Here is a 25595-nt window from a genome sequence, read left to right on the forward strand (position 1 = left end):
GGTCACGAGCCCGCCACGGCGGCGCGCCGGCTGTCGCTGCCGTGGCTCGCCTGGCCGATCGCGGCCTGCGGCGCGACGCCCGACAGCACCAGTTTCTCGTGCGCTGCGATGATGGCGTCGCGGGTCAGGCGGCCGCCGGGGCGGTACCAGGTGCAGAGCCCGGTGAGCAGCGCCAGGATCGCGAAGGTCGCGACCTGGATGTCGACGACCTCGAACACGCCGTCCGACGCCCCGTCGGTGAGGATCTGCGCCAGCCGCTGCTCATATGCGCCGCGCAGCGCCACCACTGCGTCGTAATTCTTCGCATCGAGGCTGCGCAGCTCGGAATTGGCGATGAAGACCTCGCGCTTGCGGGTCATGTGATAGGTGACATGGAACGCGACAAAGGCGCGCAGCTTCTCGGCCGGATCGGCCTTGCCCTCCAGCGCAAGATCAAGCTCGCGCAGCAAATCGTTGATATGGTCCTGGACCAGATCGAACAGCAGGTCCTGCTTGGTTGAGATATGGTTGTAGAGTGAGCCCGCCTGGATGCCGACCTCGGCGGCAAGCTGGCGCAGGCTCATGGCCTCGTAGCCGTGCTCGAAGATCAGGCGCACACCGGCCTTGCGGATCGCCTCCAGCGTTGTGGGGCCGTGTGAGCCGATCGTGCGTGCCATCGGGGCCTCGGAGGGTGTTGGCTTGCCAGGGAGGGCCAGGAAACAAGCGAACGACCGTATGTATATCGCATGAAATCCCAGTGAATTCAATGAACTGCGGATTTCGCGCCCAAACCATAGCACGATTGCTTGCGAAGCCAAGAAAAAAACGTATGATCGTTTAATTGCGAGATGAATCTCACGGGAGGGATCATGGCCTCGAACCAGGCGGCAATCTTCAATTTCGACCTTGGCGAGACCGCGGATGCGATCCGCGAGACGGTGCATGATTTCTCGACCAACGAGATCGCGCCGCGCGCCGCCGAGATCGACCGCAGCAACCAGTTTCCGCGCGACCTATGGCCCCGGATCGGCGCGCTCGGCCTGCACGGCATCACCGTCGAGGAAGAGTATGGAGGGTCGGGCCTCGGCTATCTCGAGCACTGCATCGCGGTCGAGGAGATCTCGCGGGCGTCGGCCGCGGTCGGCCTGTCCTACGGCGCGCATTCCAACCTCTGCGTCAACCAGATCCGCCGCAACGGCAGCGAGGCGCAGAAGCGCAAATACCTGCCGAAGCTGATCTCCGGCGAGCATGTCGGCTCGCTCGCGATGTCGGAGCCGTCCGCCGGCTCGGACGTGGTCTCGATGAAGACCCGCGCCGACAGGAAGGGCGACCGCTTCGTGCTGAACGGCAACAAGATGTGGATCACCAACGGTCCGGTCGCCGACACGCTGGTGGTCTACGCCAAGACCGATCCGAACGCCGGCCCGCGCGGCATCACCGCCTTCATCATCGAAAAGGGCATGAAGGGATTTTCCACCGCGCAGAAGCTCGACAAGCTCGGCATGCGCGGCTCCGACACCTGCGAACTGGTGTTCGAGGATTGCGAGGTGCCGGAGGAGAACGTGCTGTCCGAGGTCGGCCGCGGCGTCAATGTGCTGATGAGTGGTCTCGACTATGAGCGCGCAGTGCTGGCGGCGGGGCCGATCGGCATCATGCAGGCCTGCATGGACGTGGTGCTGCCTTACGTCCACGAGCGCAAGCAGTTCGGCGAGCCGATCGGCTCGTTCCAGCTGGTGCAGGGCAAGGTCGCCGACATGTACACCACGATGAACGCCTCGCGCGCCTATGTGTATGCCGTAGCGAAAGCCTGCGACCGCGGCGAGACCACGCGCGAGGATGCCGCCGGCGCCATCCTCTATGCCGCCGAGAAGGCCACCCAGTGCGCGCTGGATGCGATCCAGCTCTTGGGCGGCAACGGCTACATCAACGACTATCCGACCGGCCGCTTGCTGCGCGACGCAAAGCTCTACGAGATCGGCGCCGGCACCAGCGAGATCCGCCGCATGCTGATCGGCCGCGAGCTGTTCGCCAAGACGGCCTGATGTCTTCTCCCTCGCCCCGCGCTTGCGGGAGAGGGGCGGGGTGAGGCCTGTCACCGCATCGACGGTGGCAGCTCACCCCGGCACGATGATTGACCTTGAACCCCACCGATACTCCAACGAAACGTGCAACACCGATGCCGCTTCATTCGACGATCGATCCCACATCTTCTGAATTCGCCCGCAACGCCGAGGTGATGCGCGGCCTGGTCGCGGAGCTCCGCGGAAAGCTCAACCAGGTGGCCGGCGGCGGCGGCGAGACCTCGCGCAAGCGGCACACCTCGCGCGGCAAGATGCTGGCGCGCGATCGCGTCGATCTTTTGGTCGACCCCGGTACGGCGTTTCTGGAGCTGTCGCCGCTCGCCGCCAACGGGCTCTATGGCGGTGACGTGCATTCCGCCAGCGTCATCACCGGCGTCGGGCGCATCGCAGGGCGCGAGTGCATCATCGTCGCCAACGACGCCACCATCAAGGGCGGCACCTATTACCCGATGACGGTGAAGAAGCATCTGCGCGCCCAGGACATCGCGCGGCAGAACAAGCTGCCCTGCGTCTATATGGTGGATTCCGGCGGCGCCTTCCTGCCGCTGCAGGACGAGATCTTTCCCGACGAGCGGCATTTCGGCCGCATCTTCTACAACCAGGCCCAGATGTCGTCGCAGGGCATCCCGCAGATCGCGATCGTGATGGGCTCCTGCACCGCGGGCGGCGCCTATGTGCCGGCGATGTCCGACGAGAGCATCATCGTGCGGAATCAAGGCACCATCTTCCTCGGCGGCCCGCCGCTGGTGAAGGCCGCGACCGGCGAGGTCGTCACCGCCGAAGAGCTCGGCGGCGCCGATGTCCACTCCCGGCAGTCTGGCGTGACCGATCACTACGCCCAGAACGATGCCCACGCGATCGGGATCGCGCGCCGCATCGTCGGCACGCTGAAGCAGCCGGTAAAGGCACAGCTCAACATGCGCCCTGCGCAGGAGCCGCTGTTTCCGGCCGAGGAGATCTACGGCGTGGTCTCCGCCGACGGCAGAAAACCGTTCGACGTGCACGACATCATCGCGCGGATCGTCGACGGCTCCGAATTCGACGAATTCAAGAAGCTCTACGGCACCACGCTGATCTGCGGCTTCGCCCATATCTTTGGCTATCCGGTCGGCATCATCGCCAATAACGGCATCCTGTTCAGCGAGAGCTCGCTGAAGGGCGCGCATTTCATCGAGCTGTGCTGCCAGCGCGGCATTCCCCTGGTGTTCCTGCAGAACATCACCGGCTTCATGGTCGGCAAGAAATACGAGGCCGGCGGCATCGCGCGCGACGGCGCCAAGCTGGTGACGGCGGTTGCCACCGCCGGCGTGCCGAAATTCACCGTCGTGATCGGCGGCTCCTACGGCGCCGGCAATTACGGCATGTGCGGCCGTGCCTACAGCCCGCGCTTTCTCTGGCTGTGGCCGAACGCGCGCATCTCGGTGATGGGCGGTGAGCAGGCGTCGATGGTGCTCAGTCAAGTGCGCCGCGACGGCATCGAGGCCAAGGGCGAGAGCTGGTCGGCGGAAGAGGAAGACAAGTTCCGCGAGCCGATCCGCGCGCAGTACGAGAAGCAGGGCAATCCCTATTACGCGACGGCGCGGCTGTGGGATGACGGCGTGATCGATCCGGCCGATACGCGCCTCGTGCTCGGGCTCGGCCTGTCGGCGGCGGCCAACGCGTCGATCGAGCCGACGAAGTTCGGCCTGTTCAGGATGTGACCCAGGAACTGACCATGGACCGCTCAAAACTCACCCGGCGTTTCCGCACGCTTCTGATCGCCAACCGCGGCGAGATCGCCTGCCGCGTCATCCGCTCGGCGCGCGCCATGGGGCTGCGCACCGTCGCGGTTTATTCCGAGGCCGACCGCGACGCGATGCATGTCGCGCTCGCCGACGAGGCCGTGCTGCTCGGGCCGGCGCGGGCGCGCGACAGCTATCTCAACATCGAGCGCGTCATCGCGGCGGCCAAGGAGACCGGCGCCGAGGCCGTGCATCCCGGCTACGGCTTCCTGTCTGAAAATGCGGAGTTCGCGCAGGCCTGTCTTGAAGCAGGCTTGGTGTTCGTCGGCCCGACCGCCGAGATGATGACGGCGATGGGCTCGAAGTCCGGCTCGAAGGCGCTGATGGAGAAGGCCGGCGTGCCCTTGGTGCCCGGCTATCACGGCGAGGCCCAGGACGAGGCGACGCTGGCGGAGGCCGCCAACCGGATCGGCTTCCCCGTGCTGGTGAAGGCGTCCGCCGGCGGCGGCGGCCGCGGCATGCGCGTGGTCAATTCGGCCGCTGAGCTCACGGCCGCGATCACCAGCGCCAAGCGCGAGGCCAAGGCGGCGTTCGGCGACGACCGCATGCTGATCGAGAAATATGTGCAGAACCCGCGCCATATCGAGGTGCAGATCATCGGCGACAGCCACGGCAATCTGCTCTCGCTGTGGGAGCGCGAATGCACGCTGCAGCGCCGCCACCAGAAGGTGATCGAGGAGGCGCCGTCGCCGACGCTGAACGCCGCGCAACGCGAGACGGTTTGCGAGGCCGCCCGCAAGGCTGCCGGCGCGGTCAATTATATCGGCGCCGGCACCATCGAGTTCGTCTCCGACGGCAAGGACGTGTTCTTCATCGAGATGAACACCCGCTTGCAGGTCGAGCATCCCGTCACCGAGCTGATCACCGGCGTCGATCTCGTCGAATGGCAGCTCCGCGTCGCCTTCGGCGAGGCGCTGCCGCTGAAGCAGGACGAGATCAGGCTGAACGGGCATGCCATCGAGGCGCGCGTTTACGCCGAAAATCCGCAGAAGAACTTCATGCCCTCGGTCGGCCGCATCAAGACCTGGCGCACGCCGCCGGAAGGCGACGGCCTGCGCATCGATGCCGGCTATCGCAGCGGCGATAACGTCTCGCCGTACTACGACGCGATGCTCGCCAAGGTGATCGCCTGGGCGCCGACGCGCGAGGGCGCGATCGAGAAGCTCAATCGCGGGCTTGAGGAAACCGATGTCCGCGGCATCGTCACCAATATCCCGTTCCTGTCGGCGCTGGTGACGCACAAGGATACGCGAACCAATGCGATCGATACCGGCTTCATCGAGCGCGAGCTGAAGAACCTGACATCGGGCACGGGCACGGCCGGCGAGTTCGAGCTTTGCGCGGCGGTGGCCGCGATCGTCAACGACGAGCAGAAGGCGGCGCGGCGCGAGGCCAACTCGCCCTGGCAGGCCTTCGGCTGGATGCCGGTCGGCCGCCGTCAGCGGGTGTTTTCGTTCCGGCAGGGCCATGAGCCCGCCCAGACCATCACGCTGCACTATGGCAACGGACCGTCGACGCTCTCCGTCGGCGGCCGCGAGCTCGTCTTCGCGATCTCGTCAGCCGGCGATGACGGCTTCGACCTGACGCTCAACGGTCTCAAGTCGCGCATTGCTTCGGTCGTCGAGGGCCACGAGCTTTACTTGCGCACCCGCAACGGCCGCTTCGACCTGCATTGGGTCGATCCGTTCGGCGGCGAGAGCGAGGAGCAGGTCGGCGAGGACAAGATCGTGGCTCCCTTGCCGGGCACCGTGGTCGCGCTGCTGGCCGAAGAGGGCGCGACCTTGGAGAAGGGCGCGCCGATCCTCACCCTGGAAGTGATGAAGATGGAGCAGACCCTGCGCGCGCCCTATGCCGGGGTGCTGAAGAAGCTCAAATGCAAGGTCGGCGACATCGTCGGCGAGGGCGTCGAGCTTGCCGAAGTCGAGCCCGCGGCCGCGTCATGAGCGATCAGATCAAGATCATCGAGATGGGGCCGCGCGACGGCCTGCAGAACGAAAAGACGCCGGTCAGCGTCGAGGCGCGCATCGCCTTCGTCGAGGCGCTGGTGGCGGCCGGGCTCAATACGGTCGAGGTCGGCGCCTTCGTGTCGCCGAAGGCGATCCCGCAGATGGCAAGCTCCGACCAGGTGCTGCGCGGCGTCAGCCACGTCAAGGGTGCCGAATTCCATGTGCTGGTGCCGAACGAAAAGGGCTATGACGCAGCGCGCGCGGCGGGCGCCCAGGTGGTCTCGGTGTTCGCGGCGGCCTCCGAAGGCTTCTCCCGCGCCAACATCAACTGCTCGGTCGCGGAATCGATCGAGCGCTTCAAGCCGGTGCTGGCCCGCGCCAAGGCCGACGGCGTCAAGGTGCGCGGCTATATCTCCTGCGTGCTCGGTTGTCCGTTCGACGGCGAGATCGAGCCGAAGGCGGTCGCCGACCTCGCGGTGACGTTGTGGGATCTCGGCTGCTACGAGATCTCGCTCGGCGACACCATCGGCGTCGGCACGCCGCTGAAGGCCAAGCAGATGCTGCGTGCGGTCGGTTCTGAGTTGCCGGTCGGCAACCTCGCGATGCACTTCCACGACACCTATGGCCAGGCGCTCGCCAATCTCTATGCCGGCATGGAAGAGGGCGTCCGCGTCATCGATGCCGCCGCGGGCGGTCTCGGCGGCTGCCCCTACGCCCCCGGCGCCACCGGCAATGTGGCGACGGAGGACGTCGTCTACATGCTCGAAGGCATGGGCGTGAAGACAGGGATCGACATGGACAGGCTGCTGGCCACGACGAACGAGGTCGCCGGATTGCTCGGCCGTCCGCCGGTCAGCCGTGTTGCGTCCGCGCTCAACGCGAAGCGCAAGCGGCTCCCCAAATCGTAAATTGTGGGATGCTTGGAGCGATTTGTCCGCCGTTGCTCGAGGAGCGAAGGCGTAAGCGATACCCATCGCGGCCCGAGCAGCATTGATGGGTATGGGGATTGTAGCCGCCTCAATCTTCGGCGGTCGCGCTCGGACTTATGCGCTGCGAAGCGCAGATTCAAGGCACATAGTCGCACCCCCGGCTTGCGCAGTCTGGGCTCCCGAAGCTGGACTCTCAACCCATATGCGTATGGTGCGACAGCGCCTTGCGCTATCGCCGCCCTCCTTGAGGGCGTTTCCTCCCTAGACTTGGGCCGCTTGTTGTTTCGAGCGGCCCTTTTTCTTACGCTGCCGGAGCGTTGATCGTCGCGATCACGGCCCTCATATCGGTCGCCAGCTCGCGATAGTGCCCGCCCAGCCGCTGGTACAGTTCGCGGTTGCTCCCATCCAGCGTCCTGCTAGCGATCAGCTCGCATTCGTCGGCGAGGATCTCAAATCGTTCCAGCTTCGCTTGAAGAGCAGACATGGCGGGAATTTCCCTGACTGTTACTGAGGGAGTTGCGACGCTACTACTCCGACTGCGTCTAGCGCAGCATAATTATAGGGTAGAACTAAATTCTTCCCGGCAGTTTTGCGGCGCACACAGCCGCCGTCATCGGCGCGGCGCCCGATTAAACCCTCCCGAAAGCGTTCATGGCTTGGTGACTCAAACGTGCTGAGGTGAGGGGGCTCGCAATTGCTCCAGGTGGATTCTCGTCATGTCCGGACAGGTGTCAGCTTCCCGCGGCCGAACGTTTCTGGCCGGAAAAATCGTCTTCAACTTCGGCCGGTCGGCCTTCGACTGCACGGTCCGCCAGCTCACGGAGACGGGCGCCACCGTGGAACTCGAAAGTGTCGTTGGCATTCCCGATCACATTCAACTGTTGCTCGTCGGCAGCAATCAGGTGAAGCCATGCAAACGGCTGTGGCAATCGGACCGCCAGCTCGGCCTGGTTTTTGAAGAGCAGCAGGCCAACGCTGCGGCGCCCGCGCCTGCCGCTCCCGCGCCGGCCGCCATTCCGGAGCGGCGCAGCGGCGATATTCTGCGCGGGCACATGCTGGCGCTGCGCGCAGCGCTCGATCAGATCCCCGTCGGCATCCTGCTGTTGGACGCAGAGCTGAAAGCCCTGTTCATCAATCGTGCGTTTCGGAGCATGTGGGCGCTTCCGGACGCGGTGGCCGACCGCAACCCCACCTTCGCCGATCTGATGCAGCACGGCTGCAAGACCATGGCCTATGAGCTGCCGGCTGAGCAGCTTCATGCCTACCTTGCCGAGCGCGTCCGCCTCGTGAGCATCGGGGACCCGAACCCGATCGATCTCAGGCGCAGCAATGGTGATGTGGTTCGATGTCAGTGCACGCCGCTGCCCGACGGCGGCCGGATGGTGAGCTACACGCAAGTGACCGACATCGTGCGCGCATCGGACAAGCTGAAGCTGCTGACCGGTGCGCTCGAGAACGTGGAGGACGGCGTCGTCCTGCTCGACCGCGATCTCAATGCGGTCTTCCTCAATCGGCAAATGCGGGAATTCTGGGAGGTGAGCGAGGAGGAGGTCGCGCGGCATCCGGCATACATCACGCTGCTCACGCGCAACCGCCGCGCCGTTCCGGCGGACGCGACCCCGGAGCAAGTCAGGGCCTTTCCCGCGAAGCGGATCGCCGAGATCAAGGCGGGCGACCACAAGCGCGACGTGCAGACGCCGGACGGCCGCCATATCAGGATCCATTGCTCGACGATGGCAAACGGCGGTCGCATGCTGACCTTCGTCGACGTGACCGATCTCGTACGCAACGCACGGCAGCTGGAGGTGCTTGCGACCACCGATCCGCTCACCGGATTGTTCAACCGCAGGCACTTCCTGACGACGCTGGATGCGGAGTGGAGCCGGTTCCAGCGCTACTATCGTTCGGTATCCGTGCTGATGGTCGATATCGATCACTTCAAGAGCATCAATGACCGCTTCGGACATGCGGTCGGTGACGAGGCCATCAAGGCTGTCGCCGGGATATGCATTCGGGGCAAGCGCAAGTCCGACGTCGTCGGCCGCGTCGGAGGCGAGGAGTTCGCGGTCCTGCTGCCGGAGACCACTTTGTTGCGCGCCCGAACCGTCGCCGAGCGCATCCGCAAGAGGGCGGAAGCGTTGACGGTGGGCGCGGATGATCGGCCGGTGTCACTCACGGTAAGCATCGGCGTTGCCGAGGCCCTCACAAGCATGCCCGGGATCGATGCCCTGATGAAGGCCGCCGATGCGGCGCTCTACCAGGCCAAGGAGCACGGCCGGAATCGCACGGAGTGCTGGTCACCTCCATCGCCACCGAAGCTGGCCGCCGGATAAACGGCTCTGGAATACTGGATCACCCGCATGCGCATGCGCGGGTGATGACACCGAATGCGCCGTTTGACAGTTGAATCCGTGAGCAAGGGCTGTCCTTCAATCCCGCTACTCAAGCGAGCTCCATCACAAGGCGGCAATCTGACGGCTATGTGGTCAGCCACGCGTCAGGTTCCCATAAGGATTGGTAATACATGGTTGCCCGGCGGCCACGATTGTTGCGACACTGCAACGGTGCTTGAACATTTAACCTTAAAAGCACCCGGTCCGTAGTCGCGCCGCTTTTTAGCCACACCCCGACGTGAAAGGATATTCACGTAGCTGAATCCGACGGTGGGACATTTTTTCGGGTTCCGGCGTTGATGCAGGAAAGAGCGCCGGGAACAGGGTCGCGATGGACGTCAAGACGAACATCAAGGGCAGGCTGCCCAGCCGTCACGTGACGGAGGGCCCCGAGCGCGCACCGCACCGGTCTTATCTCTATGCGATGGGGCTGACGACAGCCCAGATTCATCAACCCTTTGTCGGCGTTGCTTCATGTTGGAATGAAGCCGCTCCCTGCAACATTTCGCTGATGCGCCAGGCGCAGGCGGTGAAGAAGGGCGTGGCCTCGGCCGGCGGCACGCCGCGCGAGTTCTGCACCATCACGGTCACCGACGGCATCGCGATGGGCCATGACGGCATGCGCTCGTCGCTGCCGTCGCGTGAATGCATCGCCGATTCGGTCGAGCTGACGGTCCGTGGCCACTCCTATGACGCGCTGATCGGGCTCGCCGGCTGCGACAAGTCGCTGCCGGGCATGATGATGGCGATGGTCCGCCTCAACGTGCCGTCGATCTTCATCTATGGCGGCTCGATCCTGCCAGGCAATTTCCGCGGGCAGCCGGTGACCGTGCAAGACATGTTCGAGGCGGTCGGCAAGCACTCGGTCGGCGCCATGTCGGACGAGGACCTCGACGAGATCGAGCGGGTGGCGTGCCCGTCGGCCGGCGCCTGCGGCGCCCAGTTCACCGCCAACACCATGGCGACCGTCTCCGAGGCGATCGGCCTCGCGCTTCCGTATTCCGCCGGGGCCCCGGCGCCTTACGAGATCCGCGACTCCTTCTGCGCCGCCGCCGGTGAGAAGGTGATGGAGCTGATCGAGAAAAACATCCGGCCCCGCGACATCGTCACCCGCGAAGCCCTTGAAAATGCTGCGGCCGTGGTTGCAGCCTCAGGTGGTTCGACCAATGCTGCGCTGCACCTGCCGGCGATCGCCCATGAGTGCGGCATTAAATTCAATTTGTTCGACGTCGCCGAAATCTTCAAAAAGACTCCTTACGTCGCGGATTTGAAGCCAGGCGGCCGTTATGTTGCCAAAGACATGTTTGAAGTAGGTGGCATTCCGCTGCTGATGAAGACGCTGCTCGACAATGGCCACCTGCACGGGAATTGCCTGACCGTCACTGGCCGAACGATCGCCGAAAACCTCAAAAGCGTGAAATGGAATCCGCACCAGGATGTGGTGCGGCCCGCCGACAATCCGATCACCGTGACAGGTGGCGTTGTCGGGCTGAAGGGTAATCTCGCTCCGGAGGGTGCGATCGTGAAGGTCGCGGGAATGTCCAACCTGAGGTTTACCGGTCCGGCCCGGTGCTTCGACCGCGAGGAAGACGCCTTCGAGGCGGTGCAGAAGCGCACCTACAGGGAAGGCGAGGTTATCGTGATCCGCTACGAGGGGCCGAAGGGCGGTCCCGGCATGCGGGAGATGCTGGCGACCACGGCGGCGCTGACCGGGCAGGGGATGGGCGGCAAGATTGCCCTGATCACCGATGGCCGGTTCTCCGGCGCCACTCGTGGCTTCTGCATCGGACATATTGGACCCGAAGCGGCCGTCGGCGGGCCGATCGGGTTGTTGCAAGACGGCGACATCATCGAGATCGATGCGGTCGCCGGCACCCTTAACGTAAATTTGAGCGACGCCGAACTCGCAAATCGTAAGACCAAATGGGCCCCTCGCGCGACGAACCATACATCTGGTGCGCTGTGGAAGTACGCCGAGCAAGTGGGGCCGGCGGTGGATGGCGCAGTCACCCATCCGGGTGGCGCGTACGAGAAACAGTGTTATGCGGACGTTTAGGCGTACGATATTTGCGTTTGCGTTAGGGGCCATCCCGGTGGCGGGCCCCGGATTCGGATTCGACGGCGCTCCGGTCAACCCACAAGATACGGTTCTTCCTGTGGTTTCCCCGCAGCCGGGGACAGCCGGCGCGCTGAAACGGGCCGCGACTCCGGCGGCGCCTGCGGCGACCTCGCCGACCTCGTCGTTCAGCTCATTGCAGTATCAGGCCGAGGGCGGTCACCCCGTCGCGCAGTGGAAGCTCGGCAAGATGTACGCCGAGGGTGACGGCGTCATCCAGGACGACATGCGCGCCTTCGAGTATTTCAGCCGGATCGCCAATGCGCATGCCGAGGATTCGCCGTCGGCGCCGCAGGCCTCGATCGTGGCCAACGCCTTCGTGGCGCTCGGCCGCTACTATCTGAGCGGCATTCCCAATTCCAAGGTGAAGGCGGACACCGAGCGGGCGCGGGAGATGTTCTCCTATGCCGCGTCCTATTTCGGCAATGCCGACGCCCAGTACGACCTTGCCCGGCTGTACCTGAAGACGCCGGACGCCTCGCGGGACGACTTCCGCTACGGCGCGCGCTGGCTCGGGCTCGCCGCCCAGAAGGGCCAGCATCAGGCGCAGGCGCTGCTTGGCCAGATGCTGTTCAACGGCGACCGCCTGCCGCCGCAGCGGGCACGGGGCCTGATGTGGCTGACGCTGGCGCGCGACAGCGCGACGCCGGATGAGGCCTGGATCAAGGAAAGCTACAACCGGGCGATCGCCAAGGCTTCCGAGGACGATCGCGCGATGGCGCTGCAGATGCTCGAGCACTGGGTGCAGGGCCGCCGGGATTGATCTCCCGGTCAAGCCGGCGGGTCAGGCGGTCTCGAAATCGAGATCGGCCCAGACCGGGACGTGGTCGGACGGCTTCTCCCAGGCGCGGACATAGCTGTCGATCCCGACATCGATCAGCCGGTCGCTCGCCTGCGGCGACATCAAGAGGTGGTCGATGCGCAGGCCCCAGTTCTTCTGCCAGGCGCCGGCCTGGTAGTCCCAGAAGGTGTACTGGCCCGGCTCGTCATTGACCGCCCGCAGCGCGTCGGTCAGGCCGAGGCCGAGCAGGGACTGGAAGGCCTCGCGGGTGGCGGGGCGGAACAGGGCGTCATCCGCCCAGGCGGCGGGATTGTAGACGTCACGGGCCGCCGGAATGACGTTGAAGTCGCCGGCCAGGATCAACGGCTCCTCGGCCTTCAGCCGCTCCTTCGAATACTCAAGAAGCCGCGACATCCACTTGAGCTTGTACGGATATTTGTCGGTATTCGCGGGATTGCCATTGGGCAAATAAAGGCACGCGACCCGGATCACGCCCTGCTTCAGTGTGACGACGCCTTCGAGGAAGCGGGCATGGGCGTCCTCGTCGTCGCCGGCAAGGCCCGATTTGGTCTCGTCGAATGGCAGCTTGGAGAGCAGCGCGACGCCGTTGAAGGTCTTCTGGCCGTGGGTGACGACATTGTACCCGAGCGCCTCGACCTCGAGGCGGGGAAACGCGTCGTCGACGCATTTGATCTCCTGCAGACAGACGATGTCGGGGGAACACTCCTTCAGCCAGCTGACCAGAAGTTCGATCCGTTGCCGGACCGAGTTGACGTTCCACGTAGCGATGCGCATGCAAATGACCGGATTGAAGCCGCACTATTTCACTTAGGTGGCATACCATGGGCGGTCCGCCTGTGCTAACCCTCTCCGGAAACAAGGCGCAACAATTGCCGACGGGGGAGTGACGACGCGCACCGGCCTGCAAGGGAAGCCGGCGGCGCACGTGCAAAACTTATGAAAAAACGCAATTTGGTTCTGACTGTCGCTGTTCTCGGCATTGCGGCCGGGGCGGCTTACATGACCCGCACTTCATGGATGGGTGGCGGCGCCGCCACCGCGCAAGGGACGGCGCGGCCACGCGTGGTGTCCGTGGATCTCGCCAAGGCGGAACGCAAATCGGTTCCGGTCGATGTCGATGCCATTGGACAGGTCACGCCGATCTCCAGCGTGGCGCTGAAGTCGCGGCTGGAGACCACCATCGTCTCGGTGCATTTCGAGGACGGCGCCAAGGTCAATGAAGGCGACCTGCTGTTCACGCTCGACGCGCGGCAGATCGACGCGCAGATCGAGCAGGCCGAGGGCGTCCTGGCCCGCGACCAGGCCCAGCTCGAGGGCGCGCAGCGCGACCTCCGCCGTTACACCGAACTGGTCGGCAAGGGCGCGACCACCCAGGTCAACCTCGACAACGCAAAGACCCAGTCCGACGTCCTGATCGGCACCATCAAGGCCGACCGGTTCGCACTGGAAAACCTCCGCGTCCAGAAGAGCTACACCGTCATCCGCGCACCGTTCGCGGGACGGATCAGCGCCGCCAACGTCAAGGTCGGCAACTTCGTCCGCCCCGCCGACACCCAGCCGCTCGCGGTCATCAACCAGATGGCGCCGGTCTATGTCACCTTCGCGATTCCGCAGCGGGCGCTGGTCGATCTGCGCGACGCGATGGGCAAGGGCGATTCCAAGGTGATCGCGACCATTCCCGGCCACCAGCGCTCCGAGCGCGGCAAGGTCGCGATGGTCGAGAACGCCGTCGACGCGACCACCGGCATGGTGACCGTGCGCGGCATCATGAACAACGAGAGCGAGACGCTGTGGCCCGGCACCATCGTGCAGACCAAGCTGATCATCCGCAGCGAAGACGCGGTCGTGGTGCCGACGGTCGCCGTGCAGCGCAGCCAGAACGGCAATTTCGTCTTCGTCGTCAAGGACGGCGTCGCCAAGGTCCAACCGGTCAAGGTCGATCGCACCTTCCAGGGCAGCTCGGTGATCTCAGACGGATTGGCGGGCGATGAGAGCGTCGTCGTCGACGGTCAACTGCTGCTCTCGGAAGGATCGCGGGTCGAGCTGCGGGCGCGCAAGGCCGGAGCCTGACCGATGACGCTCTCCGAGCTCTGCATCCGCCGCCCGGTCATGACGACGCTGATCACGGCGTCGATCATCGCATTCGGGGTGTTCGGCTTCCGCCTGCTGCCGGTCTCGGCGCTGCCCAAGGTGGACTTCCCGACCATCGCGGTGACCGCGACCTTGCCCGGCGCCAGCGCCGACACCATGGCGGCCTCGGTCGCCGGCATCATCGAGCGCCAGCTCTCGACCATTGCCGGCATCTCCTCGATGTCCTCGAACTCCTCGCAGGGCACGAGCGTCATCACCATCCAGTTCGACCTCAACCGCAACATCGACGCCGCCGCGCTCGACGTGCAGACCGCGTTGACGATCGCGCAGCGCCGGCTGCCGATCGAGATGACGATCCCGCCGAGCTTCCGGAAGGTGAACCCGGCGGACTTCCCGGTGCTATTCGTCTCGCTGGGGTCGGCGACGTTGCCGCTGTCGAGCGTCAATGAATATGGCGACATCACGATCGGGCAAGCGCTGTCGCAGCTGCCGGGCGTCGCCCAGGTGCTGATCTACGGCGCGCAGAAATTTGCCATCCGTGTCCAGGCCGATCCGGAGGCCGCCGCTGCCCGCAGCGTCTCGATGGAGGATATCCGCGCCGCGGTGTCGCGCGCCAATTCCTCGACCCCGGTCGGCACCTTGAACGGCCCCAAGCAGGACGTCGCGCTGCAGGCCTCCGGCCAGATGGACAAGGCGGCCGACTACCGCCAGATCTATGTCGCCTGGCGCAACGGCTCGCCGGTCCGGCTCGACGAGATCGCCAAGGTCTATGACAGCGTCGAGAACGACAAGATCGCGACCTGGATGAACGACGAGCGGGCGATCGTGCTCGCGATCCAGAAGCAGCCCGACGCCAACACCGTGGCGGTGGTCGATGGCGTGCTGGCCAAGCTGCCGTCGCTGCGCGCCGCGATCCCGCCCTCGGTGACCATGCAGGTCATGATGGACCGTTCGGTCTCGATCCGCCAGGCGGTCAGCGACGTCGAGGAGACCCTGCTGATCGCGATCGGCCTCGTGATCCTCGTGATCTTCCTGTTCCTACGCTCGGCCTCTGCCACCTTCATTCCGGCGCTCGCGGTGCCGATCTCGCTGTTCGGCACCTGCGCGGCGATGTACGCGCTGGACTACTCCATCAACAACATGACGCTGCTGGCGCTGACGCTCTCGGTCGGCTTCGTGGTCGACGACGCCATCGTCATGCTGGAGAACATCGTCCGCCATATCGAGCACGGCATGAAGCCGTTCGAGGCGGCGCTGAAGGGCGCCCGCGAGATCGGCTTCACGATCATCTCGATCACCTTCTCGCTGATCGCCGTGTTCATCCCGGTGCTGTTGATGGGCGGCATTGTGGGCCGCGTATTCCGCGAGTTCGCGGTGACGATCTCGGTTGCCATCATCGTCTCCGGCTTCGTGTCGCTGACCTTGACCCCGATGCTGTGCGCCCGCGTGCTGCGCGCGCATGACGCGAGCAAGCGGCCGAACGTCGTGCTGCGGGCGTTCGAGGCGATGTTCGAGGCCTGGCTGCGCGCCTATGAATGGGCGCTGGACTGGGTGCTGGCCAAGAAGGCGCTGATGCTGGTGGTGACGCTCGCGACGCTTGGCGGCACCATCTATCTCTACATGATCGTGCCGAAGGGCTTCTTCCCGCAGGAGGACACCGGCTTCCTGATCGGCGTGACGGAGGCCGCGACCGACACCTCGTTCGAGGCGATGAAGGTGCGCCAGCAGGCGCTGGTCGAGGTGATGCGGACCGATCCAGCGGTGGATTACATCAATTCGACGGTCGGCTCCGGCGGTCCCAATCCGACCACCAATTACGGCCGGTTGTTCATCGCGCTGAAGCCGCAGAAGACCCGCGACAACGCCACCGTGGTGATCGGCCGGCTCCGCCAGAAGGCGCGCGAGATCCCGGGCATGCAGGCGTTCTTCCAGAGCGTCCAGAACCTCAGCATCGGCGGGCGTATCTCGAAGAGCCAGTATCAGTATGTGATGCAGAGCGGCGATACCGAGGCGCTGTACCGGCTGGCGCCCGAGATGCGCGACAAGATCGAGAAGATCCCGGGCTTGCTCGATGTCACCACAGACCTCTACATCAAGAACCCGCAGATGACGGTCGACATCGATCGCGAGAAGGCGGCGGTTTACGGCGTCACGGTCGATCAGGTCCGCAACCAGCTCTACAACGCCTACGGCGCGCGGCAGGTCGGCACCATCTACATGCCGTCGAACGACTACCAGATCATCCTCGAGGTGCAGCCGCAGTTCCGCGTCGATCCGTCCGACCTCTCGAAGCTCTACATGAAGACCGCGAACAACCAGACCATTCCGCTGGATGCGGTGGCAAGGCTGGTGCCGACGGTCGGACCGCTGCAGATCAACCACCAGGGCCAGCAGCCGGCGGTAACGATCTCCTTCAACCTCGCGCCGGGCACCTCACTCGGCTACGCGGTCGACAAGATCACCGAACTCGAGCAGACCGCGAATTTGCCGCCGACGATTGTGACCGGCTTCTCCGGCACCGCGCAGGTGTTCCAGGATTCGCTGCGCGGGCAGGGCGTGCTGATCCTCGCCGCGGTGTTCGCGGCCTTCGTGATCCTCGGCATTCTCTACGAGAGCTTCATCCACCCGATCACGATCATCTCCGGCCTGCCTTCGGCCGGTATCGGCGCGATCCTGACGCTGATGATGTTCGGGATGGAGCTGTCGGTCATCGCGATGATCGGCATCGTGATGCTGGTCGGCATCGTCAAGAAGAACGCGATCATGATGGTCGACTTCGCGCTGGAGCGACGCCGGGTCGGCCTCAGCGCCGAGCACGCGATCCGCGAGGCGGCGCTGCTGCGCTTCCGCCCGATCATGATGACAACGTTCGCGGCGATCTTCGGCACGCTGCCGATCGCGCTCGGCGCCGGCGCCGGCGCCGAACTGCGTCAGCCGCTCGGCGTCGCCGTGGTCGGCGGCCTCTGCGTCTCGCAATTGCTGACGCTGTTCATCACGCCCGTCATCTACATCTATCTCGACCGCATCGACCGCAGGCTGCGCCGCAAGCTCGATCCGCAGGCGGAGGCGGGCGGCGACGTCGAGCGGCCGCAGGTGGTCGCGGCGGAATAGCCGAGCGTTCGGCGCGAGCCGGAAACCGGCTCGCCGGGAGAAACTGCTCGGGATCGCGAGGTGTTAGATCGAGAAGCTGGTGCCGCAGCCGCAGGAGGCGGTGGCGTTCGGATTGACGACGCGGAATGAGGCGCCGATCAGGTCGTCGACGAAGTCGACTTCCGAGCCCGCGAGGAACGGGACCGAGGCGGGATCGATCAGCACCACCGCGCTGTCGCGCTCGATCACGAGGTCGTCATCGGCTTGGGTGCGCTCGACGTCGAACTTGTACTGGAAACCGGAGCAGCCGCCGCCCTCGACCGAAATGCGCAGCTTGGCGCCTTCGCCTTCCTTGCTGAGGATCTGCCCGATACGGCGGGCGGCCCGTTCGCTGACGGTGATGGCAGCAGTCATGTCGGTCTCCGAAACCCTTTTTGGGCACGATCTGATCGGGATCAGGCCCGGCGTCATCCCCAATTCATTTGGTCGGCCGCCTCGGTCATAGTTAAGTGCGTCGGACCATGGAATCAAATGGATAAGGACTAAAATACAGTGTCGGTCGGAATGGCTGCCCCCCGCGCGCCTTATGCCTGCGACCCCGATCGCAGCCGCGGCCGGCTGGTCGCCGAGCCGCCGAGCCGGACCCGCAGTCCGTTCCGGCGCGACTGCGACCGGGTGATCCATTCCACCGCGTTCCGCCGCCTCAAGCACAAGACCCAGGTCTTCGTCTTCCACGAAGGCGATCACTACCGCACCCGGCTGACCCATTCGCTGGAGGTCGCGCAGATCGCCCGGGCGCTGGCCCGCCAACTCGGGGTCGACGAGGACCTGACCGAGACGCTGGCGCTGGCGCATGACCTCGGCCATCCGCCGTTCGGGCATGCCGGCGAGCGGGCGCTCGACGAATGCCTCAGGGATGACGGCGGCTTCGACCATAATGCGCAGGCGCTGCGGGTCGTCACCTCGCTGGAGCATCGCTACCCTGAATTCGGCGGGCTGAACCTGACCTGGGAATCGCTCGAGGGGATCGTCAAGCACAACGGGCCGCTGACCGAGCGCAATGGCGCTCCCGCCGGCCGCTACCTGGAGGGTGGAATCCCGATCGGAATTGCCGACTACAACAAGGGCTACGACCTCGAGCTCTGGAGCTATGCCTCGCTCGAGGCGCAGATCGCGGCCTTCGCCGACGACATCGCCTATGACGCGCACGATATCGATGACGGCCTGCGTGCCGGTCTTTTCGCGGTCGACGACCTCAAGGAGATGCCGCTGACCGCCGACATCATCGCCGAGATCGACCGCCACTATCCCGGGCTCGACGAGGTCCGGCGCGGCGCCGAACTGGTGCGTGAGCTGATCTCACACTTCATCAGCGCAGTCTTCAACGAGGCCAGCCGACGCCTCGCGGCGGCGCAGCCGCAATCGGCGCACGACGTGCGCCACCACAATGCCCCGCTGATTGCGTTTCCGTCCGAGGTGGCGGAGCAGGAGGCGGCGATCAAGGCGTTCCTGTTCCGGCGGATGTATCGCCACAAGCGGGTGATGCTGGTGATGGGGGAGGCGGAGGAGGTGGTCCGCAATCTGTTCGAGCGCTACCAGCAATCGCCTGAAGACCTGCCGGCGGAATGGATCGAGGGGAGCGTGCAGGAGACCGGGGGCGCTCGGAACAGGCGGATCGGCAATTTCATTGCCGGGATGACCGACCGTTTCGCCCTGATCGAGCACCAAAGGCTTTTTGACTCGACCCCGGATTTGCGTTAGCGCCCTGCCATGGCCGACACCACTGCTTCACCACACCTTTTTGCCGACATGTTGACGCGCGTGCACGCGATCTGTGCCGCTGTGGCAGCCGAGGACAATTGGCCCGCCGCCATCGATCTGTCCCGCGTCGTGGTGGAGCCGCCGCGCGACGCCAGCCATGGCGACATGGCGACCAATGCCGCGATGGTGCTCGCCAAGGACGCCAAGGCCAAGCCGCGCGACCTTGCCGACAAGATCGCCGAGCGCCTGCGCGCCGATGCGCTGGTGGCCTCCGTCGATGTCGCCGGGCCCGGCTTCATCAACCTGACCTTGAAGCCGCAAGTCTGGTCGGACGCGCTACGCGCCGTGCTGGCCGCCGGCTCGGCTTACGGGCGCAGCGACGTCGGCAAGGCCGAGAAGGTCAATGTCGAATACGTCTCGGCCAACCCGACCGGGCCGATGCATGTCGGCCATTGCCGCGGCGCCGTCTTCGGCGACGCGCTGTGCAGCCTGCTGCAATTCGCGGGCTTCGACGTCTGCCGCGAATATTACATCAACGACGCCGGCGCCCAGGTCGACGTGCTCGCGCGTTCGGCGTTCCTGCGCTACCGCGAGGCACTCGGCCAGGACATCGGCGCGATCCCGGAAGGGCTCTATCCCGGCGACTACCTCGTGCCGGTCGGCGAGGCGCTCGCCAAAGAATATGGCGAGAAGCTGCTCGACATGCCGGAAGCCGCGTGGCTGCCGATCGTGCGCGACAAGGCGATCGCCATGATGATGGAGATGATCAAGGGCGATCTCGCCGCGCTCAATATCCATCACGACGTGTTCTTCTCCGAGCGCTCGCTGATCGCGTCAGGCAACAACAAGGTCGCCGAGACCATCGATTTCCTGCGCGCCAAGGGCGACATCTACGAGGGCCGTTTGCCGCCGCCGAAGGGCAAGCCGGTCGAGGACTACGAGGACCGCGAGCAGTCCCTGTTCCGCGCCACCGCCTATGGCGATGACGTCGATCGTCCGCTGATCAAGTCGGACGGATCCTACACCTACTTCGCATCCGACATCGCCAACCACCGCTACAAGTTCGAGCGTGGCTTCACCAATCTGATCGACGTGTTCGGTGCCGATCACGGCGGCTACATCAAGCGCATGCAGGCCGCCGTGAAGGCGGTGACCGCGGGCAAGGCTGTGCTCGACGTCAAGATCGTGCAGCTCGTGAAGCTGCTGCGCGACGGCGAGCCGGTGAAGATGTCGAAGCGGTCCGGCGAGTTCGTCACGCTGCGCGAGGTGGTCGACGAGGTCGGCTCCGACGCTGTCCGATTCATGATGCTGTTCCGCAAGAACGATGCGGTGCTCGATTTCGACCTCGCCAAGGTGATCGAGCAGTCAAAGGACAACGCGGTCTTCTACGTCCAGTACGGCCACGCCCGCGGCCATTCGATCTTCCGCAACGCGCGGGAGGAAGCGGTTCCCGATCTGCCCGAGACCGATGAGGCCCGGCTGGCCTATCTCCGTAATGCTACGGTCGAGCGGCTGACCGACCCGGCCGAGCTCGATCTACTCCGGCGGCTTGCGCTTTATCCGCGGATGATCGAGGCTGCGGCGGTGGCACATGAGCCGCACCGAATCGCTTTTTATCTCTATGACTTGGCCAGTGAATTTCATGCGCTTTGGACCAAGGGGCGCGATTTGCCCTATTTACGCTTCATTATCAATAATGATGCAGAGATCACGAGGGCGCGACTGGCAATGGTTCAGGGCGTCGTCTCGGTTCTGGCATCGGGCTTAGCTGTTCTAGGCGTCCACGCTCCGACCGAGATGCGGTAGGCAGGGGCATTAGGCCCTCACGAGTGGGGATTTGTGAGGGCATCTGGCAGAGGCCAACTCGTACGGACCGGCTGTGCCGGCGATCTTGGCGCTGTCCCGAAGGGGATGCATCATCACAATGGCTGATCGATATCAGGACCGACATTTTCCCGCCGACACGGCTTCCAAGGCCGACAGCGATCCGCTTGCCGAACTGGCACGGCTGATCGGCCAGACGGATCCCTTCGGCTCTTCCAACAAGCCGCCGCCGCGTCCGCTGCAGTCGCGCGCCAACGCGCGGCCGCAACAATACGAGCCGCAGGCCGCGGACGAGGATGCGCCGCCCGCGGGCCCGCCGCCCTGGATGCAGCGCGCGCGGCAGGAGGCCGTCGCTCCGCCTCCCGTGCAGCACACCGAAGACGAAGAGCCCGAGCGGGACTACCAGCCGAAGCCGGTGCATCCGTTGCACCGCTATGCGGCTCAGCAGGCGCAGCCCGCGCCCGCGCCGGTGGCGCAGTATCGGCCAGTCGAGGCCCCTCGGCAGCCGGAGGCATTTGACGAGGAGCCGCACTATCAGAGTGGCGGTCAGAGTCAGGATCCGTCGCGCTATGACGACGCGCTCTATGGCCAGCTGGAAGCCGGCGAGCAGGACCTGCAGCGCGATCCCGCCTATCCGGACGATCCCTATGCCTATGAGGAGGCCTACGAGGAAGAACCCGAGCCCCGTCGGCGGCGCAGCGGCCTGATAACGGTCGCCGCGGTGCTGGCGCTTGGCGTGTTCGGCGTCGGTGGCGCGTACGCCTACCGGACCTATGTCGGCTCGCCCCGCAGCGGTGAGCCGCCGATCATCAAGGCTGACAACACGCCGACCAAGGTGATCCCGGCCCAGGCCGATGCGCCGGCCAAGACGCCGGACCGGATGGCGACGGGCGACGGCACCGAGAAGATCGTGTCGCGTGAAGAGACGCCGGTCGACGTCAATTCGAAGACCGCCGGACCGCGCGTCGTGTTTCCGCCGCTGAACGCCAATGCGAATCCGCCGCCGGCGGCCAGCGTGCAGACGGCGCAACCCGCGCCGGCGCCGCTCACCGCGAACGGCACCTTGCCCAACAACGAGCCGCGCAAGGTCCGCACCCTCTCGGTCAAGGGCGATACACCCGATGGCACGCAGGCCACCGCGGCCGTGCCGGCGAAACCTTCGGCGGCGGCGAAGCCTCCGGTGTCGCGCGGCAACCCGGCGGCGGCCAATGCCAGCGTCAACTCGCCAATGTCGCTTGTTCCCGGCCAGGCTGAGGCGGCTCCGGCCGCGCCTCCGACCCGGGTCGCGTCAACCTCGGCGGCTCCGGTTGGTGGCGGCGGATATCTGGTCCAGGTGTCCTCGCAGAAGAACGAGGCGGACGCCCAGGCGTCGTACCGGACGCTGCAGGGCAAGTATCGCAACGTGCTCGGTTCGCAGCCCTTGGTGGTGAAGCGCGTCGATCTCGGAGAGAAGGGCGTCTATTACCGCGCCTTTGCCGGCCCGTTCGCGTCCTCGGAAGAGGCGAGCCAAGTGTGCAAGAGCCTGATGTCTGCCGGTGGGCCGCAGTGCCTCATCCAAAGAAATTAGAGGCGGTTTCCTTGACCCGTGAGCTGCATACGGCCTAATCGGCCGAATGACGAACCGCGCATTCATCACGGGCATATCTGGGCTGATCCTCAACGACGCCGAACGCGAATTCATTCGCGCCGAGCGGCCATGGGGCTTCATCCTGTTCAAGCGCAACATCGAGAGTCCTACCCAAGTGGCGGCTCTTGTTGGGGAACTCCGGTCCGCAGTCGGCGTCGTTGATGCCCCGGTCCTGATCGACCAGGAAGGCGGGCGGGTGCAGCGGCTCGGCCCGCCGCATTGGCCGGCCTATCCGCCGGGCGCGAGCTCTGGGGCGCTCTACGACATCGATCCGAAGCTTGGGCTTGCGGCAGCCCGGCTCAGCTCACGGCTGATTGCGGCCGATCTGATCGATCTTGGAATCACCGTCGATTGCCTGCCCTTGGCCGACGTTCCCGTGGCCGGGGCGGATGCGGTGATCGGCAACCGGGCCTATGGAACCGAGCCGGGCAAGGTCGCGGCGATCGCCCGCGCCGTCACGGACGGGCTGGAACAGGGCGGGGTCCTGCCGGTTCTCAAGCATATTCCCGGCCATGGCCGGGCCACGGCGGACAGCCATTTCCGGCTTCCGACGGTCGATACCGCCAGGGACGAGCTGGAACGGACCGATTTTGCTGCGTTCCAGCCGCTCGCGGACCTGCCGATGGCAATGACTGCACATGTTGTGTTTAGCGCGCTCGACCCCGCCCATCCGGCGACGACTTCTGCGACAATCGTCGAACAGGTGATTCGCGGCCTGATCGGGTTCCAGGGTTTGTTGATGAGTGATGACGTGTCGATGAATGCTCTGGCCGGATCGATTGCCGAGCGGACCCGCGCCATCGTCACCGCCGGTTGCGACATGGTTCTGCACTGCAACGGCAATATTGACGAGATGCGCGAGGTCGCACGCGAAACGCCGGAACTGACCGGCAAGGCGCTTGAGCGCGCCAACGCGACGCTCGCCGCGCGCAAGCCGCCTCAGCCGCTCGACCGGCAGGCGGCACGGGCTGAACTGGATGCGTTGTTGGATCGGGTAGGGACGGCATGACCGCTGAAATTCTTTCGTTTGATACCGGGCGGCCGGCCGACCTCGCCGAGGGCGAACCGGCGCTGGTGGTCGACGTCGAGGGCTATGAGGGCCCGCTCGACCTGCTGCTGACGCTGGCGCGGCAGCAGAAGGTCGACCTGTCGAAGATCTCGATCCTGGCGCTCGCCGATCAGTACCTTTCGTTCATCGAGGCGGCGCGCAAGATTCGCCTCGAGCTTGCGGCCGACTATCTGGTGATGGCGGCGTGGCTGGCGTTCCTGAAGTCGCGGCTGCTGCTGCCCGAGCCGCCGAGCGCGGAGGGACCGAGCGCCGAGGAAATGGCGACCGCGCTCGCCAACCGGCTGCGCCGCCTGGAGGCGATCCGCGAGGCGGCGAACCGGCTGATGAACCGGCCGCAGTTCCAGCGCGATATCTTTCCGCGCGGCAATCCGGAATCGATCGCCGAGATCAAGCATCCGAAGTTCACCGCGACCTTGTACGACCTGCTGTCGGCCTATGCCACGCAGCGCGCGTCGCGCGTGCTGACCTCGGTCCATCTGGCCAAGCGGACGGTGTGGTCGCTCGCCGAAGCGCGCGCGTCGCTGGAGCGGCTGGTTGGCCTCGCCGAGGAATGGAGCTGCCTCGACGAGTACCTGATGAAGTACGTCGCAGATCCCAAGCAGAAGGCGACGGTGTTCGCCTCGAGCTTCGCGGCCGCCCTCGAACTGGTTCGCGAAGGCGAGATGGAGATCAACCAGAAGCAGGCGTTCGCGCCGATCTATTTCCGAAAGCGTCAAGCGCAAGCCGCAATGGCGGCACCGGACCTGTCGGTTGAGTAAGTGGAAGAAGGAGAGCAAGCCCATGGCAAGCTTGGCGGAAGTGCGCAGAGAAGAGCCCGAGGAGGAGGTTTCTCCTATGGATCCGGTGGCGCGTCCTGAGGAATTGCGGCTCCTGGAAGCCCTGTTGTTTGCATCGGCCGAGCCGATCGATCAGGCAACGCTGGCAAAGCGGATGCCCGACGGCGTCGACGTCAAGGCGGCGCTCGCGCAGCTGCAGGCGGAATACGCGCCGCGCGGCGTCAACCTAGTGCGTGTCGCCAACAAGTGGACATTCCGCACCGCGGGCGATCTGTCGTGGCTGATGACGCGCGAGAGCACCGAGACACGGAAGCTGTCGCGTGCCGCGATCGAGGTGCTGGCGATCGTCGCCTATCACCAGCCGGTGACTCGCGCCGAAATCGAAGAGATTCGCGGCGTGGTCACGTCGAAGGGCACGATCGACGTGCTGCTCGAGACCGGCTGGATCCGCCCGCGCGGCCGCCGCAAGACGCCGGGCCGTCCGCTGACCTTCGGAACCACCGACGCGTTCCTGTCGCAGTTCAGCCTGGAAGCGCTCGGCGACCTGCCGGGGCTCGAGGAGCTGAAGGGCACGGGTCTGCTCGACTCGCGTCTGCCGACCGGATTTTCCGTTCCGTCGCCTTCGGATGACGCGACGCTGCGGGAGGACGAGGAGCCGCTCGAGCCGGGTGATACGCTGGAACTGCTGCTGGCGCCGGCCGTCGAGCCGGAAGCCGAGGAACCCAAGACTGAGGCCGAAAAGACTGAGGCCGAAGCGACTGCGGAGGTTGAAACCACCGCCGAGGCCGAGGTCGAGGCGGACGTTGCCTCTGACGCGGATACGGCCGAACCTGACGCTGGCGAGCCGGAAGACCGGGCCGACCGCGCGGGTGATGACGCCGACACCGAGGACAAGGGCGAATAAGCCTGAATATTCCCGGTTAAGCCTAGCAATATTACGTAGCCGCGACAGCGATTTGCCGCGGCCGAGGTCCTTGTTTTTGACACCCCGCGGGCCTACCTTCCGGCAAAGTTCAGGCCGGTCCGCCGGCCATTTCTGGAGGGTTGCAGGATGGGTTCGTTGAGCATTTGGCACTGGATCGTCGTGATCGCAGTGGTCCTGCTGCTGTTCGGACGCGGCAAGATTTCGGATCTGATGGGTGACGTCGCTCAGGGCATCAAGGCCTTCAAGAAGGGCATGCAGGACGACGACAAGGTCGCCGAGAAGACCGAGCCCACCAAGTCGATCGATCACAATGCGGCGACGTCGGCCGCGCGCCAGGACGTCGGCAGCAAGGCCGTCTAACGCGCTTGTACTGACGCATATTTCGACGTTTTTTCTTGCGCGAAA

Annotated in this window: 19 protein-coding genes and 1 pseudogene; 16 read left to right on the forward strand and 4 right to left on the reverse strand. The window is 65.2% G+C overall.

All coding sequences use genetic code 11. The features are described from left to right. Positions 1–2: 2 nt before the first annotated feature. Positions 3–656: a TetR/AcrR family transcriptional regulator gene (locus ACVWYP_RS25355; protein WP_212058246.1), complete on the reverse strand. Its 654-nt coding sequence runs from the start codon at positions 654–656 to the stop codon at positions 3–5. 192 nt (positions 657–848) lie between these two features. On the opposite strand from ACVWYP_RS25355, the gene ACVWYP_RS25360 reads away from it, so the two are divergent. The 4 genes from ACVWYP_RS25360 to ACVWYP_RS25375 all read left to right on the forward strand — a co-directional run bounded on the left by ACVWYP_RS25360 (position 849) and on the right by ACVWYP_RS25375 (position 6695). After that, the gene (locus tag ACVWYP_RS25360; protein ID WP_304495281.1) at positions 849–2021 is read left to right on the forward strand and encodes an isovaleryl-CoA dehydrogenase; all 1173 of its coding nucleotides are present in this window, start codon (positions 849–851) and stop codon (positions 2019–2021) included. 134 nt (positions 2022–2155) lie between these two features. Continuing rightward, positions 2156–3760, forward strand: coding sequence for a carboxyl transferase domain-containing protein (locus ACVWYP_RS25365; protein WP_304495282.1), 1605 nt, complete (start codon positions 2156–2158; stop codon positions 3758–3760). Positions 3761–3774: 14 nt separating this feature from the next. Next, positions 3775–5784 carry an acetyl/propionyl/methylcrotonyl-CoA carboxylase subunit alpha gene (locus tag ACVWYP_RS25370; protein ID WP_304495283.1) on the forward strand — a complete coding sequence of 670 codons (2010 nt, stop codon included), beginning with the start codon at positions 3775–3777 and terminating at the stop codon, positions 5782–5784. Then, entirely contained in the window at positions 5781–6695 is a 915-nt protein-coding gene (locus tag ACVWYP_RS25375) for a hydroxymethylglutaryl-CoA lyase (protein WP_028342088.1), read from the forward strand. The genes ACVWYP_RS25370 and ACVWYP_RS25375 overlap by 4 nt, the downstream gene beginning before the upstream one ends. A 322-nt stretch (positions 6696–7017) precedes the next feature. Here the strand turns inward: ACVWYP_RS25375 and ACVWYP_RS25380 are convergent, their stop codons facing one another. Next, positions 7018–7200: a hypothetical protein gene (locus ACVWYP_RS25380; protein WP_016846867.1), complete on the reverse strand. Its 183-nt coding sequence runs from the start codon at positions 7198–7200 to the stop codon at positions 7018–7020. Positions 7201–7432: 232 nt separating this feature from the next. Here ACVWYP_RS25380 and ACVWYP_RS25385 point away from each other — a divergent pair, with 232 nt between their 5' ends. From ACVWYP_RS25385 to ACVWYP_RS25395, 3 genes are all read left to right on the forward strand, one after another. After that, the gene (locus tag ACVWYP_RS25385) at positions 7433–9049 is read left to right on the forward strand and encodes a sensor domain-containing diguanylate cyclase (protein ID WP_304495284.1); all 1617 of its coding nucleotides are present in this window, start codon (positions 7433–7435) and stop codon (positions 9047–9049) included. A 391-nt stretch (positions 9050–9440) separates the two neighbouring features. Further along, complete coding sequence (gene ilvD, locus ACVWYP_RS25390; protein WP_304495285.1) at positions 9441–11165, forward strand: dihydroxy-acid dehydratase; 1725 nt, start codon at positions 9441–9443, stop codon at positions 11163–11165. Next, positions 11152–11988: a tetratricopeptide repeat protein gene (locus tag ACVWYP_RS25395; protein ID WP_304495286.1), complete on the forward strand. Its 837-nt coding sequence runs from the start codon at positions 11152–11154 to the stop codon at positions 11986–11988. Before ilvD ends, ACVWYP_RS25395 begins: the two co-directional genes overlap by 14 nt. 21 nt (positions 11989–12009) lie before the next feature. On the opposite strand, the gene xth is transcribed toward ACVWYP_RS25395, so the two are convergent. Beyond that, on the reverse strand, positions 12010–12801 hold the full coding sequence (xth, locus tag ACVWYP_RS25400) for an exodeoxyribonuclease III (RefSeq protein WP_028342084.1): 792 nt from the start codon (positions 12799–12801) through the stop codon (positions 12010–12012). 162 nt (positions 12802–12963) lie between these two features. On the opposite strand from xth, the gene ACVWYP_RS25405 reads away from it, so the two are divergent. Next, a complete protein-coding gene (locus ACVWYP_RS25405; RefSeq protein ID WP_304495287.1) occupies positions 12964–14097 on the forward strand; it encodes an efflux RND transporter periplasmic adaptor subunit in 1134 nt (377 codons plus the stop codon). A gap of 3 nt (positions 14098–14100) precedes the next feature. After that, positions 14101–17229, forward strand: coding sequence for an efflux RND transporter permease subunit (locus tag ACVWYP_RS25410; RefSeq protein ID WP_304495288.1), 3129 nt, complete (start codon positions 14101–14103; stop codon positions 17227–17229). 63 nt (positions 17230–17292) lie between these two features. On the opposite strand, the gene erpA is transcribed toward ACVWYP_RS25410, so the two are convergent. Beyond that, complete coding sequence (gene erpA, locus ACVWYP_RS25415; RefSeq protein ID WP_016846874.1) at positions 17293–17622, reverse strand: iron-sulfur cluster insertion protein ErpA; 330 nt, start codon at positions 17620–17622, stop codon at positions 17293–17295. A gap of 138 nt (positions 17623–17760) precedes the next feature. Between erpA and ACVWYP_RS25420 the strand changes: the two genes are divergently transcribed. The 7 genes and pseudogenes from ACVWYP_RS25420 (at position 17761) to ACVWYP_RS25450 (ending at position 25550) form a co-directional block, all read left to right on the forward strand. After that, positions 17761–18969, forward strand: coding sequence for a deoxyguanosinetriphosphate triphosphohydrolase (locus tag ACVWYP_RS25420; protein ID WP_304495289.1), 1209 nt, complete (start codon positions 17761–17763; stop codon positions 18967–18969). 9 nt (positions 18970–18978) lie between these two features. After that, positions 18979–20775, forward strand: a complete 1797-nt coding sequence (gene argS / locus ACVWYP_RS25425; protein ID WP_304495290.1) for an arginine--tRNA ligase — start codon at positions 18979–18981, stop codon at positions 20773–20775. Between the two features lie 118 nt (positions 20776–20893). Continuing rightward, a complete protein-coding gene (locus ACVWYP_RS25430; RefSeq protein ID WP_304495291.1) occupies positions 20894–22360 on the forward strand; it encodes an SPOR domain-containing protein in 1467 nt (488 codons plus the stop codon). A 46-nt stretch (positions 22361–22406) separates the two neighbouring features. After that, a complete protein-coding gene (gene nagZ, locus ACVWYP_RS25435; RefSeq protein WP_304495292.1) occupies positions 22407–23429 on the forward strand; it encodes a beta-N-acetylhexosaminidase in 1023 nt (340 codons plus the stop codon). Then, positions 23426–24247, forward strand: a complete 822-nt coding sequence (locus ACVWYP_RS25440; RefSeq protein ID WP_212058259.1) for a segregation and condensation protein A — start codon at positions 23426–23428, stop codon at positions 24245–24247. The genes nagZ and ACVWYP_RS25440 overlap by 4 nt, the downstream gene beginning before the upstream one ends. Before the next feature lie 22 nt (positions 24248–24269). Then, positions 24270–25115 (forward strand): annotated as a pseudogene (gene scpB, locus ACVWYP_RS25445) (SMC-Scp complex subunit ScpB); the annotation flags it as partial. A 201-nt stretch (positions 25116–25316) separates the two neighbouring features. Beyond that, positions 25317–25550 carry a twin-arginine translocase TatA/TatE family subunit gene (locus ACVWYP_RS25450; protein WP_016846882.1) on the forward strand — a complete coding sequence of 78 codons (234 nt, stop codon included), beginning with the start codon at positions 25317–25319 and terminating at the stop codon, positions 25548–25550. The last annotated feature ends 45 nt before the right edge of the window (positions 25551–25595 follow it).

The organism is Bradyrhizobium sp. USDA 3262, from assembly GCF_054060035.1.

Excerpts from the sequence above, each read along its gene's own strand:
- ACVWYP_RS25355 (WP_212058246.1), bottom strand. The coding sequence starts at position 656 with ATGGCACGCACGATCGGCTCACACGGCCCCACAACGCTGGAGGCGATC.
- ACVWYP_RS25360 (WP_304495281.1), top strand. The coding sequence starts at position 849 with ATGGCCTCGAACCAGGCGGCAATCTTCAATTTCGACCTTGGCGAGACC.
- ACVWYP_RS25365 (WP_304495282.1), top strand. The coding sequence starts at position 2,156 with ATGCCGCTTCATTCGACGATCGATCCCACATCTTCTGAATTCGCCCGC.
- ACVWYP_RS25370 (WP_304495283.1), top strand. The coding sequence starts at position 3,775 with ATGGACCGCTCAAAACTCACCCGGCGTTTCCGCACGCTTCTGATCGCC.
- ACVWYP_RS25375 (WP_028342088.1), top strand. The coding sequence starts at position 5,781 with ATGAGCGATCAGATCAAGATCATCGAGATGGGGCCGCGCGACGGCCTG.
- ACVWYP_RS25380 (WP_016846867.1), bottom strand. The coding sequence starts at position 7,200 with ATGTCTGCTCTTCAAGCGAAGCTGGAACGATTTGAGATCCTCGCCGAC.
- ACVWYP_RS25385 (WP_304495284.1), top strand. The coding sequence starts at position 7,433 with ATGTCCGGACAGGTGTCAGCTTCCCGCGGCCGAACGTTTCTGGCCGGA.
- ilvD (WP_304495285.1), top strand. The coding sequence starts at position 9,441 with ATGGACGTCAAGACGAACATCAAGGGCAGGCTGCCCAGCCGTCACGTG.
- ACVWYP_RS25395 (WP_304495286.1), top strand. The coding sequence starts at position 11,152 with ATGCGGACGTTTAGGCGTACGATATTTGCGTTTGCGTTAGGGGCCATC.
- xth (WP_028342084.1), bottom strand. The coding sequence starts at position 12,801 with ATGCGCATCGCTACGTGGAACGTCAACTCGGTCCGGCAACGGATCGAA.
- ACVWYP_RS25405 (WP_304495287.1), top strand. The coding sequence starts at position 12,964 with ATGAAAAAACGCAATTTGGTTCTGACTGTCGCTGTTCTCGGCATTGCG.
- ACVWYP_RS25410 (WP_304495288.1), top strand. The coding sequence starts at position 14,101 with ATGACGCTCTCCGAGCTCTGCATCCGCCGCCCGGTCATGACGACGCTG.
- erpA (WP_016846874.1), bottom strand. The coding sequence starts at position 17,622 with ATGACTGCTGCCATCACCGTCAGCGAACGGGCCGCCCGCCGTATCGGG.
- argS (WP_304495290.1), top strand. The coding sequence starts at position 18,979 with ATGGCCGACACCACTGCTTCACCACACCTTTTTGCCGACATGTTGACG.
- ACVWYP_RS25430 (WP_304495291.1), top strand. The coding sequence starts at position 20,894 with ATGGCTGATCGATATCAGGACCGACATTTTCCCGCCGACACGGCTTCC.
- nagZ (WP_304495292.1), top strand. The coding sequence starts at position 22,407 with ATGACGAACCGCGCATTCATCACGGGCATATCTGGGCTGATCCTCAAC.
- ACVWYP_RS25440 (WP_212058259.1), top strand. The coding sequence starts at position 23,426 with ATGACCGCTGAAATTCTTTCGTTTGATACCGGGCGGCCGGCCGACCTC.
- ACVWYP_RS25450 (WP_016846882.1), top strand. The coding sequence starts at position 25,317 with ATGGGTTCGTTGAGCATTTGGCACTGGATCGTCGTGATCGCAGTGGTC.